Source organism: Arthrobacter sp. NPDC093128 (genome assembly GCF_040683875.1).
GTDB lineage: Bacteria > Actinomycetota > Actinomycetes > Actinomycetales > Micrococcaceae > Arthrobacter.
In genome coordinates this window covers 86,161-98,320 of the sequence record NZ_JBFBEY010000009.1, presented here as the reverse complement: position 1 = coordinate 98,320, position 12,160 = coordinate 86,161, and the positions used below count along the sequence as shown (strand labels likewise).

The 12,160-nt window shown below is 66.1% G+C and carries 13 protein-coding genes; 5 read left to right on the top strand and 8 right to left on the bottom strand.

Annotation, left to right across the window (positions count from 1 at the left end; all coding sequences use genetic code 11):
• From AB0N24_RS12400 to AB0N24_RS12390, 3 genes are all read right to left on the bottom strand, one after another.
• Window positions 1-1,470, bottom strand: coding sequence for a peptide MFS transporter (locus tag AB0N24_RS12400; protein ID WP_364124320.1), 1,470 nt, complete (start codon window positions 1,468-1,470; stop codon window positions 1-3).
• Between the two features lie 138 nt (window positions 1,471-1,608).
• Entirely contained in the window at window positions 1,609-3,120 is a 1,512-nt protein-coding gene (locus AB0N24_RS12395; protein ID WP_364124318.1) for an amidase, read from the bottom strand.
• Entirely contained in the window at window positions 3,113-3,847 is a 735-nt protein-coding gene (locus AB0N24_RS12390) for a peptidase E (RefSeq protein ID WP_364124316.1), read from the bottom strand. Before AB0N24_RS12390 ends, AB0N24_RS12395 begins: the two co-directional genes overlap by 8 nt.
• A 115-nt stretch (window positions 3,848-3,962) precedes the next feature.
• Here AB0N24_RS12390 and AB0N24_RS12385 point away from each other — a divergent pair, with 115 nt between their 5' ends.
• The 3 genes from AB0N24_RS12385 to AB0N24_RS12375 all read left to right on the top strand — a co-directional run bounded on the left by AB0N24_RS12385 (window position 3,963) and on the right by AB0N24_RS12375 (window position 5,701).
• Window positions 3,963-4,289: a rhodanese-like domain-containing protein gene (locus tag AB0N24_RS12385; RefSeq protein ID WP_364124314.1), complete on the top strand. Its 327-nt coding sequence runs from the start codon at window positions 3,963-3,965 to the stop codon at window positions 4,287-4,289.
• Between the two features lie 126 nt (window positions 4,290-4,415).
• Window positions 4,416-5,399: a prephenate dehydratase gene (pheA, locus tag AB0N24_RS12380; protein WP_364124312.1), complete on the top strand. Its 984-nt coding sequence runs from the start codon at window positions 4,416-4,418 to the stop codon at window positions 5,397-5,399.
• A gap of 92 nt (window positions 5,400-5,491) precedes the next feature.
• A complete protein-coding gene (locus AB0N24_RS12375; protein WP_364124310.1) occupies window positions 5,492-5,701 on the top strand; it encodes a hypothetical protein in 210 nt (69 codons plus the stop codon).
• A gap of 36 nt (window positions 5,702-5,737) precedes the next feature.
• On the opposite strand, the gene AB0N24_RS12370 is transcribed toward AB0N24_RS12375, so the two are convergent.
• Window positions 5,738-6,829: a diacylglycerol kinase family protein gene (locus AB0N24_RS12370; protein WP_364124308.1), complete on the bottom strand. Its 1,092-nt coding sequence runs from the start codon at window positions 6,827-6,829 to the stop codon at window positions 5,738-5,740.
• A 77-nt stretch (window positions 6,830-6,906) separates the two neighbouring features.
• On the opposite strand from AB0N24_RS12370, the gene serS reads away from it, so the two are divergent.
• Window positions 6,907-8,190: a serine--tRNA ligase gene (gene serS / locus AB0N24_RS12365; protein WP_364124305.1), complete on the top strand. Its 1,284-nt coding sequence runs from the start codon at window positions 6,907-6,909 to the stop codon at window positions 8,188-8,190.
• 15 nt (window positions 8,191-8,205) lie between these two features.
• Here serS and AB0N24_RS12360 read toward each other — a convergent pair whose 3' ends face one another.
• Window positions 8,206-9,297: a hypothetical protein gene (locus tag AB0N24_RS12360; protein ID WP_364124302.1), complete on the bottom strand. Its 1,092-nt coding sequence runs from the start codon at window positions 9,295-9,297 to the stop codon at window positions 8,206-8,208.
• 280 nt (window positions 9,298-9,577) lie between these two features.
• Between AB0N24_RS12360 and AB0N24_RS12355 the strand changes: the two genes are divergently transcribed.
• On the top strand, window positions 9,578-10,438 hold the full coding sequence (locus AB0N24_RS12355; RefSeq protein ID WP_364124299.1) for an HAD family hydrolase: 861 nt from the start codon (window positions 9,578-9,580) through the stop codon (window positions 10,436-10,438).
• A 45-nt stretch (window positions 10,439-10,483) separates the two neighbouring features.
• Here AB0N24_RS12355 and AB0N24_RS12350 read toward each other — a convergent pair whose 3' ends face one another.
• The 3 genes from AB0N24_RS12350 to AB0N24_RS12340 are packed head-to-tail and all read right to left on the bottom strand — an operon-like array spanning window position 10,484 to window position 12,159.
• Entirely contained in the window at window positions 10,484-11,083 is a 600-nt protein-coding gene (locus AB0N24_RS12350) for a helix-turn-helix domain-containing protein (RefSeq protein WP_364124297.1), read from the bottom strand.
• A 13-nt stretch (window positions 11,084-11,096) separates the two neighbouring features.
• The gene (locus AB0N24_RS12345; RefSeq protein ID WP_364124294.1) at window positions 11,097-11,663 is read right to left on the bottom strand and encodes a hypothetical protein; all 567 of its coding nucleotides are present in this window, start codon (window positions 11,661-11,663) and stop codon (window positions 11,097-11,099) included.
• 4 nt (window positions 11,664-11,667) lie between these two features.
• Window positions 11,668-12,159: an RDD family protein gene (locus tag AB0N24_RS12340; RefSeq protein ID WP_364124291.1), complete on the bottom strand. Its 492-nt coding sequence runs from the start codon at window positions 12,157-12,159 to the stop codon at window positions 11,668-11,670.
• Window position 12,160: the final 1 nt, after the last annotated feature.

Here is a 12,160-nt window from a genome sequence, read left to right as displayed (position 1 = left end):
TCAGCGTACGCCGCCCATGAGCTTCTTGATCCCCGGCGAAGCCACAGCCAGGCCGACGGCGAGGACCATGGCCGTGCCGCCGATGCCCGTGAAGTACGGCAGCTCATCGGCGGGGTTGTACAGGCCGGCGAGGATGCCGGCCAGGGTGGTGCCGAGCGAAACGGACAGGAAGAACAAAGCCACCATCTGCGTGTGGAACGCCTGCGGTGCCAGTTTGGTGGTGACGGAGAGCCCGATGGGGGAGAGGAAGAGCTCCGCGAGCGTGAACAGGAACAGGATGCCCACGAGGGCCAGGAGCGGTGTCTTGCCGCCGCCGGACAACGGGATGAAGGCCAGGAAGGCCAGGCCCATCACGAACAGGCCGATGGAGAACTTCAAGGCCGATCCTGGCTGCTTGTGGCCGAGGCGGGTCCACAGGGCCGCCATAACGCCGGCGAAGATGATGATGAACACCGGGTTGATGGACTGCACCCAGGCCGCCGGCATTTCCCATCCGAACAGGTTTCGGTCCAGCTTCTCCTCCGAGTAGACGGCAATGAACGTGAATTGCTGTTGGAAGAGCGCCCAGAATGCTGCCGAGGCGATGTACAGCGGGATGAACGCGATCACGCGCTTGCGCTCCGTCCCTGTCACCTTTTTGCTGCGGAAGATCAGGCCGAAGTACAGCACGGACGCGCCGATGGCCGCGTAAGCCATGGACATGGCCAGGTTATCGGCGTTGACGGCACCGGTGGCCAGGAGCACGGCCACTGCGGCGGCGATCCCAACGAAGATCAGCCCGTACCGGGTCCGCTCCGCGTCCGGCAGCGGATTGGGCACGTAGTGTGCCGCTTCGGGAAGATTCTTGCGTCCCATTGCGTAGATGCCAAGGCCCAGGGCCATGCCGACGGCGGCTGCGCCGAAGCCCCAGTGGAACCCCTGGCTTTCCTGCAGCCAGCCGGTGACCAGCGGGCCGATCAGCCCGCCCGCGTTGATGCCCATATAGAAGATGGAGAAGCCGGCGTCGCGGCGTTCGTCCTTCTCTCCGTACAGGCTGCCCACCAGTGCGGTGGCGTTGGCCTTGAGCCCGCCGGAGCCGACGCCCACCAGCACCAGGCCGGCAATGAGGCCGGGAACGCCCGGGAGGAGCGCCAACGCAATGTGGCCGGCCATGATCAGGACGGCCGAGCCGAACAGGACCCGTTCCGAGCCGAAGAGCCGGTCAGCCAGCCAGGCGCCAAGAATGGTGGAGAGGTAGACTCCGCCGCCGTAGGCGCCCACCAGTCCTGCGGCCAGGCCCTGCTCGATTTCGAGGCCGCCCTGCGCAGCGGTGAAGTACATGTAGTAGAGGAGGATGCCCTGCATGCCGTAGAAGGAGAAGCGCTCCCACATTTCCACGGAGAAGAGGCTGGCCAGCATCTTTGGGTGGCCAAAAAAGGAAGTATCGCCCGGCGTTGTAGCGGGGCGATCGGATAAATGAGTTGTGCTCATTTACTTAAGAGTGGCACCGGATCGCGCGATTGTCACATTCCAGCGGGCAGGAAGCAAGGCAGACACGCGGCGCCGCGGGCCATTGCGGGCGTTGCCGAGTCGTGCTGCCGCGTCTTGCTGCCGGGCGCGCCGCCGGCCCTAGTAGCCGATCTGGGCGGCCACTTGTAGCAGCAGGGCCTCGGATCCCATGGGTCCCACCAGCTGGATCCCCATCGGCAGGCCGGCGCCCGGTGAGCCGCCGGTCCAGTGCACGGGAATGCTGATGGCGGGCAGGCCGCACACGTTGACCATGGAGGACCAGGGCGCATATTCGCACTGCTTCCGGTAATCGCCGTCGGCGTCGCCGGCCCACTCCGACGCAGGCCAGTAGCCGTCCCCATGCGAGGAACCCGTGAACCAGCCCACGGGTCGCGGCGTCTGTGCCAGTGCCGGCATCAGGACAAGGTCCCAGTGGGCGTACTGCGCAATGGTGTCCCGCTCGAACTGCCGCAGGAAACCCAGTGCCTCGTTCAGCTTGGACACACTCCGCTGTTGCGCCCGCCGCCGGAAAGTGCGGGTGAGCGGGGTCAGGAGGGCTTCGCGCTGCGGGGCTATCCTGGCACTTCCCACGCCGGCAGTCCACGCAGTGGTGAAGGCGTCCGGGTACCGGTTGTCGTACCGGACGGCGGCTTCCGCCGTGAAGTGGCCTGCCGCCTCGAGCAGCCGGATACCCGTGTCGAGGGCGTCCATGGCTTCCGCGTCCGGAGTAAACGGGAAAATTGCCTGCCAGGGGCTGTCCAGGCTCACGCCGATCCGGAGTTGCCGCGGCGGCCGGGACACGGCCGCGAGGTACCGGCCTCCGCCTGGAAGAGCTTTGTGCCCGGACGTTCCCGGGTCCGTTGCCGCTGATGCTGCCGCTTGCGCCGATTCCGGTGATTCCGGTGATTCCGGTGCGGACACCAGTGCGTCGAGCATCAGGGCCGCATCCTCGGCGGACCGGGCCAACGGGCCGGCCACTACCAGCCGGGCCGGGTCCCCGGTGCTTTCACCGGCCGGGACGAGTCCGCGCCCCGGTTTCAGGCCCAACAGCCCGCAGGCCGCCGCAGGAATCCGGATGGAGCCGCCCCCGTCGGACCCGGGTGCAAACGGTACGAGGCCTGCGGCAACGGCCGCGGCACTGCCGCCCGAGGATCCCCCCGAGCTGCGGCTCAGCGCATGGGGATTGCGCGACGGCGGGGCGATGAGGTTCTCGCTGTAGGCAGTCAGGCCGAATTCCGGAACCTGGGTCTTACCCAGGGAGACGACGCCTGCCCGCTTCAACACCGCCGCCAGCGCACCGTCCACGGGTGCAGGCTTTTGGTCCAGGGCCGCGCTGCCGTGGGTCGTCACCACACCGGCAACGTCGGTCAGGTCCTTGAACGCCACCGGCATGCCGTGCAGCAGCGGAAGCTCCCCCGGCGAACGGGAGTGCCGGGACCGGGCGTACAGTGCATCCGCGCGTGCGGCGTCGGCTCGGGCCTGCTCCGCCGTCACCGTGATGAACGCCCCGAGGCCCGGATTCCGCGCCTGGATCCGGGCCAGGAAATGCTCGGCCGCCTCCCTGGCAGAGAGCTTTCCCGAGCTCAGGGCGTCACGTAGCCCAACCGCGGACAATTCGTGGATTTCAGCCAAGGAAACGTGGCTCCAGCCGCTCTTCCGCCGCAGCTGCTGCGCCTGGCTGCCGCGTGACGCGGTACGCCGCCTTGCCGCGCACCTCGCTGACCACATCAACGAGGTCCGTGCCGAAGTAAACCAGCCCCACGCCGTCGTCCGTGCAGTGGGTTTCGCCGAGCGTGCCGTCAGCCACCAGCCGGTGCACCGACGGTCGGCGCTGGTCCTCGGAGTCGTAGTGCACGCCGTTGGCATAGGGCAGGAATCCCAAGGCGTTCGTCACCGGACGCAGCTGCGGGCCGAACGAATCCGTGGTGCCGCCCTGATACCAGCAGATGGACCCTGCCGAGACGCCGGCCAGGACCACGCCGCCTTCCCACACCCGCCGCAGGATTCCGTCGAGGCCGTGCGCCCGCCAGACGGCCAGCAGGTTCACCACCGAACCGCCGTTGACCCACACCACGTCCTGCTCCATGAGGTGGGCTTCCGGATCGTCGATGCTGGGCATGGTGAACAGGTTCAGGTGGCTGAAATCGAAGCCGGCGATCCTCGCGGCCTGGTCCATTTCCGCGTTGAACCAGCGCTGGTCGCCCGCGGCGGTGCCGATATGGGTGACGCGAGGGGCGCGCCCGGTAATGCCGGAAAGCTCGACGGCGTGATGCAGCAGTGCGTCGAACTCCAGCCGTGAACGCCGGCCGGCCTTAAGTCCGCCGGACGTTGCCAGAATGGTGGGCTGTTGGGCTGCCATCGAAGATTCTCCTTTGCGGTCCCCTTGAAGCGTAACGTGCCTCCGGATTCGGGGCCGCCGCCTCCGGTGGAGGATACGCTGGAGACAGACCTTCATTCCCCCGGAGAGGACTTCCATGAGCGACTTCGAAACCGTGACCGTGACCGACGTTCCCGCCGACGCCAAGATCCTTGACGTGCGCGAGGACTACGAGTGGGCGGCCGGGCATGCCGAAGGTGCCCACCACGTTCCGCTGGACCAACTGCCGGCCCGGCTCAGCGAACTGGACCCGGACGAGGACCTGTACGTTATCTGCCGGACGGGAGGACGGTCCTTCCGTGCAGCCAAGTGGCTGGTGGGCCAGGGATATTCCGCTTTCAACGTGGCCGGCGGGATGGACCAGTGGCTTGAGTCAGGAATGCCGCTCGTCTCGGACAACGGCCTCAAACCAGTCATCCTCTAGCAATGCGGCCGGTGCCGCCCCTCAGCGCAGGGTTGCCGCCCGGCGTTGCCGCCCCTCAGCGCAGGGTTGCCGCCCGGCGTTGCCGCCCGCCGGGCGGCCCTGACATAAAAACGACAAGGACCGTCCATGCCTGCTTCGCCCGTCACCTATACGTTCCTTGGCCCGGAAGGCACGTTTACCGAGGCTGCGCTGATGCAGGTGCCCGGCGCCGTGGAGGCTGTCCGCATCCCCTCCTCCAATGTGAACACCGCGCTGGACAAGGTCCGTGACGGATCCGCCGATGCCGCCATGGTGCCCATCGAGAACTCCGTCGAGGGCGGCGTGACGGCGACCCTGGATGCCATCGCGTCCGGCCAGGAGCTGAGGATCATCCGAGAGGCGCTCGTCCCCATCAGCTTCGTCCTTGTTGCCCGCCCCGGGGTGGAAATCGCGGATATCCGCAAGATCTCTACCCATGGCCACGCCTGGGCGCAGTGCCGGCTCTGGGTCGAAGCGAACATGCCTGATGTGGAATACATTCCGGCCTCTTCCACCGCGGCGGGAGCCATGGGGCTGCTGAGCGAGGACGGCGTGCACTATGACGCCGCCATCTGCGCCCCGATCGTGGCCACTGAGCAGCCCGGGCTGCATGTGCTCGCGGAGAACATTGGTGACAACCCGGGCGCGGTGACGCGTTTTGTCCTGGTCAGCCGGCCCGGAGCGCTGCCGCACCGGACCGGAGCGGACAAGACCACGGTGGTGGTCCCGCTGCCCGAGGACCGTCCGGGTGCACTGATGGAGATCCTGGACCAGTTCGCCACCCGCGGGGTGAACCTCAGCCGGATCGAATCGCGGCCCACGGGGCAGTACCTGGGCCACTACTTCTTCAGCATCGACGCCGACGGCCACGTGGAGGACGCCCGTGTGGCGGACGCCCTGGCCGGGTTGCACCGGATCAGCTCCGCCACGCGCTTTCTTGGTTCCTACCCGCGGGCTGACGCACAGAGCCCCGAAGTGGAAGCACACACGTCCGACGAAGCATTCCAGGCCGCACATGAATGGGTCGCAGGGATACTCAAAGCGGCATCCATCGAGCCGGTCCAAGCTCCGCAAGGTTCGCCAACAGCTTAGACAAATGCCCTACCGGGTACTTCCCCGCCTGCACCGCAGTGCGTATGCTTGCCTGATCCATTGGGGACGACCTCTACCGGAAGGAGCGGGTCATGTCAGCATCCAGTACCGACAATGACGGCCAGGGAATGATCGTCAATCCCAAGCCGACTGCCGATAACCAGGACTGGGACGGCGACGATGCGGACCGCGCGGATCGCCTGCGCTTCGAAGAGGAACAGGCCATGATCCGGGAACAGTCCGAAGCCCGCGCGGCGGCAAAAGCAGCAGCTGAGGCGGAACAGAAGAAGGCCAGCGCCTGACTCCGGAGTCTCCGGGCAGGCTGCCTTCCCGGAAGCCTACTGCGGGGTGCATTCCCTTGGGGCCGTTTCGCCGCCCTTGCTTTCCGTAACCCGAACCAACAGCGATCTCGGTTCCACCTGGACGGTCACGTCGGTGGCCATTCCTGAGGGGTCTCCGTCGACCTGGGTGGCTACCGGCTCTGCGCACTTGATGACGATCTTGCCGGAGCGGTAGTAGCTCATGACCGGCAGGTTCCTTTTGTGCTTGAACATGATCTTTGCGTACATCGCGATCCACCCGATAGCACTGCGCGGGCTCATCACCACGACGTCCAGCATGCCGTCGTCGATCATTGCCTGCGGGATGAAGTCGATGCCGCCCGGGATCAGGCCGCAATTGGCGAACAGCACGCTGCGGATCTTCCGTGACTGTTCCGGCTGGTCGTCCAGGGCGATGGACACTTTCTTGCGCCGTCCGGGCAAATGCCTGACCCCAGCCTCGGTATAGGCGAGCCAGCCCACTGCCTTCTTCAGTCCGTCATTGGTGTCGCCCACTACCTCGGCGTCCATGCCCATGCCGGCAATTACCAGGAACGCATGCTCCGACGAGGTACCCGTCCGCGAGTTCCGGATGGCCATGCGGGCCATGTCAATGTGCCGCTGGTGTCCGAACAGTGCTGTCTGGACGTTGCCGTGGAGATCGTAGACGTCGAGATCGATGTTCCTTGCCAGCAGGTTTCCCGTGCCCAGCGGAATCAGGCCCATGGGCACGTTCGTACGCGCAAGCTTCTCAGCCACAACGCGTACCGTTCCGTCCCCGCCGCCCACGAGGACGACGTCGGCGCCGCTCGCGAGTGCCGCTTCGGCCTGCGAATATCCGGGGTCCTCGGCGGTTGTTTCGAAAAATACCGGGGCGTCCCAGCCTGCGGAGAGGCAAGCGCGCTGGATCAGGGCGGTGGCTTCCGCGGACTTCGCCTTGACCGGATTCATCACCACGGCCACTGTCTGACGGGACAGGCCCGGGTGGTACGTGTCCTCTTGGACAGCGCTGCGCGTATGGAGTGCCTTGAGGCTCCGCACACCCCACCAGCTGGAGACCGCGAAAGCCAAGGCCGCAGTGATGATGAGGTAAAGCAGCCAATCGTTCATGGTGCTCCAACACTATCCCGCGCAGGAGCCCGCACGGCCCACCGCCTCATGGCGGGCGGATTCGATACTCTTGTCTGGTGATCGACGTAAAAGACCTCAGCGAAAATCCGGACAAGTTCCGTGCCAGCCAGCGCGCCCGCGGCGCCGACGAGTCCGTAGTGGATGCGATCATCTCGGCAGATGCGGCGAGGCGCGCCGCACTGATCCGCTTCGAAAACCTGCGCGCCGAACAGAATGTCTTCGGCAAGAAGGTGGCGCAGGCCAAGGGCGACGAAAAGCAGGCGCTGCTGGCCGAGGTCAAGGTCCTGGCCGCGTCGGTCAAGGCGGCCTCCGCCGAAGCTGACGTCGCGCAGGCGCAGCAGGAAGAGCTGCTGCGGGCCATCCCCAACCTGATCGTGGACGGGGTTCCGGAAGGCGGCGAGGACGACTACATCGTGGTCAAGACCGTCGGCGAACCCCGTGAGTTCCCTGATTTTGAGCCGAAAGACCACCTGGAAATCGGTGAGCTGATCGGTGCCATCGACATGGAGCGCGGCGCCAAGGTGTCCGGTTCACGCTTCTACTTCCTCCGCGGCGTGGGCGCACGGCTGGAAATGGCACTCCTCCAGATGGCCATGGAGCAGGCAATCGACGCCGGCTTCGTTCCCATGATCACCCCCACGCTGGTCCGCCCCGAAACGATGCAGGGCACCGGTTTCGACGTCAAGCACGACGCCGAAATCTACCGTCTCGCCGAAGACGACCTTTACCTGGTGGGCACGTCGGAGGTGGCCCTGGCCGGGTACCACGCGGACGAGATCCTGGACCTCTCCGCCGGCCCCATCCGCTATGCGGGCCAGAGTTCCTGCTACCGCCGCGAAGCGGGCTCGCACGGCAAGGACACCCGCGGGATCATCCGCGTCCACCAGTTCAACAAGGTGGAAATGTTCATCTACACCACAGTGGAGGAGGCCGCAGCCGAGCACGAGCGGCTGCTGGCCTGGGAAGAGGAGATGCTGGCCAAGTGCGAGCTCCCTTACCGGGTGATCGATACTGCCGCCGGCGACCTCGGCAACTCCGCCGCCCGCAAGTTCGACTGCGAAGCCTGGGTGCCCACGCAGGGTGCGTACCGGGAACTGACGTCCACCTCGAACTGCACCACGTTCCAGGCGCGCCGCCTGAACATCCGTGAGCGCGTGCTGAACGAGGACGGCGCACCCAAGGGGACCCGCGCCGTCGCCACCCTGAACGGAACGCTGGCCACCACCCGCTGGATCGTGGCCATCCTCGAGCACCACCAGAACGAGGACGGCTCGGTGAACGTCCCCCGGGCGCTGCAGAAGTACCTCGGCGGCCTGGAAGTCTTCCCGGTCCTCACCTGACTCGAGAAATCCCCGTCACGTGGTCGATTCCCCGGGTAACTCCGGGAGGATTGGGCCACGCGGCGGGGATTTCTGCGCCGTGATCCCCGCAGCCGCGAGCTTACGCCTCAGCAGCTCCGGGTTGGTTGCGGCTTTCCAGTCCCAGCGGACCACCTTGTAGCCGAGTGCCCGGAGCCTGTCCTCACGTTTCTTCTCGGCCAGAACGGCTTCGCGGGTGCTCATTGCGCCGAGAAGCGCGTCGTCGAGATACTTTGCGTCGCCGTCAAACTCCCCGATGACGCCATGCTCGGGCCAGAAGAAATCCGTCCGCGCAATGAAGCCCTCGCTATCGCAGAAGGTGCGCTGCAGGACGGGTGCGGGGAGCCCCAAAACATGGATGAGTGCCCTGCTTCTGGACTCCCCCACGGATTCTGATTTCTCGTCCGCCAGCGCGAGTACCTCCAGGACCCGGCGGTGCTTGGCAGCCGATGCTAGAAGGGATGATGCCTCCTGCAGCTCGATCCGGGTGAGGCCCTCGCCCTTGGCGCGCCGGCTACCCATGACTGCATCGACAATGGCTACCGCTTCCGGTAGCTCCAACCGGACAAGGCAGTCAATAACCGTCTGCACGAGCGACGTGACGTTGACGCCCTGGCATTCCACGATGTCAGCCGCCCAGTGATGCCGGGAGACTCCGTAGCCTCGCGCTTGTTCCAGCCCGGTGAGGCCGGTCTTGGGGTCTCTTGCTGCCCGGGTGGTCGACGGGAGCCTGCCGGCCTTGTGTGGTGACTGCGTGATGACGTGAACGTGCTCCGGTACCCGCGGGAGGGGCAACCGCCAGATCCGAAGAGCGGTCAGGTAGCAGAAGATCTCCGACGGATCACTGCACGCCACCGCCGCTACCGTGGCGGAATACCGCTCCCAGGCTTTGAGCGCGAGCCATTCGGGCTTGCTGTAGTAGACGCCAAATCTGATCCGGACCAAGTCGCCCCTGTTGTACGCGCGGCTCAGGCCACGGCTACTTCCGGTGAGGGCGCGCCTGCGCCTGGCCAGTATGAGGGCGGGGTGGGCGGCTTCCATGGTTTCCATGCTGGGGTGGTCATCCCGGCGCAGCCACACGGATTCCACCGGATGTGGATAAGTCCCAACAACTCCCCACTAATCGGACCCTTCCCCCGGGAACGCGGCGGGGAGTTGACCACGTGGCGGGGATTCTTAGCTGCCACCTGCCACCTGCCACCTGCCACCTGCCAGCTGCCACCTGCCACCGGCCGGCAGCCGGGGCGGCAACGTGACGCGGCGGTAAACACTCACAGTGTGGACAACCCTGTGGGTGTTTACCGGAAGTTCACAACGGGCTGTGGCGTGCGTCCTAGCGGCTGTCGGGGGTGTCTGCTGTACTAGGTGAATGACAACATTGACTGAAACCTCAGTCGCTGGCAACGATGACCAGCGAAACAACGGTAAGAACAACTCCACTCAGAAGCTCATGGTTGCACTGGATGTCGACGGCACCCTGGTCAACCATGACGGCCACATGTCGGCCCCCGTCCGTGAGGCCGCCCAGGCTGTGGTCGCAGCGGGCCACGAGGTCATGATCGCCACCGGCCGATCCCTCAACGCAACCCTGCCCATCATTGAGCAGATCGGAATCGAAACCGGCTACGCAGTCTGCTGCAACGGCGGCGTGACGCTCCGGCTCGATCCTGCGCACCCCGACGGCTACGAGGTCATCCGGAAGGCAACGTTCGATCCCGGGCCCGCGCTCCGTGCCCTCCGCAAGCGGCTTCCACTGGCCAAGTACGCGCTGGAGGACGAGGACGGCAATTTCCTGTCCACCGAACGTTTCCAGGACGCCAGCTTCGGCGTGGAAGCAATCGGCGTGGACTTCCAGACCATGCTGGAGGCCACGGCCGTGCGCGTGGTGGTGTTCAGCTCCGAAAATACGTCCGAGGAGTTCAACGAGGCCATCAAGCACATCGGCCTCGCCGGCGTCACGTATTCAGTGGGCTGGACTGCATGGCTGGACATCGCCGCCGAAGGGGTCACCAAGGCCAGCGCCCTGGAACACCTCCGCGGCCACCTGAGCATCGGGTCGCACCTCACGGTGGCCATCGGTGACGGCCGCAACGACATCGAGATGCTCACCTGGGCCCGCCGGGGCGTTGCCATGGGCCAGGCTCCTGACGAAGTGGTGGCCGCCGCGAATGAAGTCACCTTGTCCGTTCACGACGACGGCGCCGCGCACGTTCTCCGCAGCCTGCTCTAAGGCGGGGCTGCTTGGGGTCCGCATCCACATGGGGCGGCCAACCGCCTAACGGACTTCGAGGATCAGCCGGAGCAGCCGGGCCGCAGCCGGACGGGCCGCGTGTTCCTCGTTCCATTGCGCCCTGGCCACGGCCTTGCTGACGGCCTGGGTGGTGATGCCGAGCTCCTGGGCGACTGCTTTTTGCTGCCCGCGGACGCCGGGTGTCAGCAGATCCAGGACACGCCACTCGGCCGCGCTTCGCCCGTGCACAATGTGGCCGAGCAGCTTCAGCACAGACTCTGATTCCGCGGCGAGGTCGGCAATCGGGCCGTCAACCGCAACGGGGATGCGTTCCTTGCCGTTGCGCAGGCGGTCCACAGCCCGGCGCGCGTAGATCAGGCCGTGTCCGGTGGCGTCCTTAATCTGGTTGGGCAGCGGCTCGTTTATCGGCCCCACACCGATCCCGACAAACCAGCTCCCTGAGCGCAGGGCCACCAGGGCGGCGTCCACGGCCTGGTGCGGACTGTCCACGATGCCCTGGACTTCGTCCTCCACGGACCGGTCGAAATCGAGGCGCGCGGGTATGTGCCGCAGGTCCTTGAGCAACTGCGGTACCCGGTCACCGTCGCGCCGGCTGTCCGTTTGGTTGATGGTCAGCGTGAACATTCTGGATGACAGACTACCCGGTGGCAGGGCCCACGGGTTCAGCTCCTTGGGCGACGCCGGACCGGAGGTCTACGGCGGTGAACTTTTCGTCGAACGTGTCCCCGCTGCCTCCGCCAAGAGCGGCGGCGAAGGCGACCAGGAGGTAGACGGGTGCGAAGGACCAGCAGACGGCGCGCCAGCCGCCGAGCCAGGCTCCCGACGTGGTGCCGTCCGCGATTCTGACGGAACGCATCCCGGCGGCCACGTCGCCCAGGCTGCCTGCGGTGCCCATGATCATGCCGTAGGCAAAGAGGACCAGGAACCAGATTGCGGTCAGTGCGGCGGCGAACAACCCGTCGTTGGAAAACAGGGCCAGCGAGAGCGGGCCCAACGCCAGGTTCCGGACCAGGGCGTTCAGTACGGCCATAAGCGCGCAGGCAACCAGGATTACGACGAGGGCATCGAGGCACCGGCCCCAGAAGTGCGGCCAGCCGGCCATTCGTACGTACCAGGCACCCGAGGCTGTGTGACGGCGGACGGGGCGCCCGTTGGCAGGGTCGATCAATCCGGGGCCGCCGGACCCGTTCTCAGGTGTGGCCACGGACTCAGCGGATGGGGGCAGGTACCGCGGGGTACCGCTGGTCAACGGTGAGATGGCGGGCCTTGGGTCCGTTCATCGTGGGGCTGGATCCCCCTGCCGCGGCGAGAAGCAGGAACAGGGCGACTATCGGAAACAGCACAGTGCGCGAGAATGTGACCCAACCGGACCGCCAGAACCCCGGCTTTCCGCCTGAGGAGGACCGCACAATGCGCGTGCCCGCCGCCAGCCCGCCCAGGGAGCGGCCGCGGGGGAAACAGAAACCGTACAGCCAGGGCGTGACCAGCCAGGCGGCGATGGCAGCAACTACGGCTTTGCCTGTGGTGCCCGTGTCGGATCCGGCAACCGAGACATACGCTATGGCTGCCACTACGGCGACAATGCCGAAATCCACGCACCAGGCCGCGAGCTGCTGCCAGGCGCTGGCTTTGACCACGGGCTGGCCGTTGCCGAGATTCGTGGTTCTTTTGCGGACGCTTTCCATCAGCTTGGCATCCACG

What these genes read in the sequence shown, in the direction of transcription:
- AB0N24_RS12400 (WP_364124320.1), bottom strand. Translation starts at nt 1,470, where the DNA reads ATGAGCACAACTCATTTATCCGATCGCCCCGCTACAACGCCGGGCGAT.
- AB0N24_RS12390 (WP_364124316.1), bottom strand. Translation starts at nt 3,847, where the DNA reads ATGGCAGCCCAACAGCCCACCATTCTGGCAACGTCCGGCGGACTTAAG.
- AB0N24_RS12385 (WP_364124314.1), top strand. Translation starts at nt 3,963, where the DNA reads ATGAGCGACTTCGAAACCGTGACCGTGACCGACGTTCCCGCCGACGCC.
- pheA (WP_364124312.1), top strand. Translation starts at nt 4,416, where the DNA reads ATGCCTGCTTCGCCCGTCACCTATACGTTCCTTGGCCCGGAAGGCACG.
- AB0N24_RS12375 (WP_364124310.1), top strand. Translation starts at nt 5,492, where the DNA reads ATGTCAGCATCCAGTACCGACAATGACGGCCAGGGAATGATCGTCAAT.
- AB0N24_RS12370 (WP_364124308.1), bottom strand. Translation starts at nt 6,829, where the DNA reads ATGAACGATTGGCTGCTTTACCTCATCATCACTGCGGCCTTGGCTTTC.
- AB0N24_RS12355 (WP_364124299.1), top strand. Translation starts at nt 9,578, where the DNA reads ATGACAACATTGACTGAAACCTCAGTCGCTGGCAACGATGACCAGCGA.
- AB0N24_RS12350 (WP_364124297.1), bottom strand. Translation starts at nt 11,083, where the DNA reads ATGTTCACGCTGACCATCAACCAAACGGACAGCCGGCGCGACGGTGAC.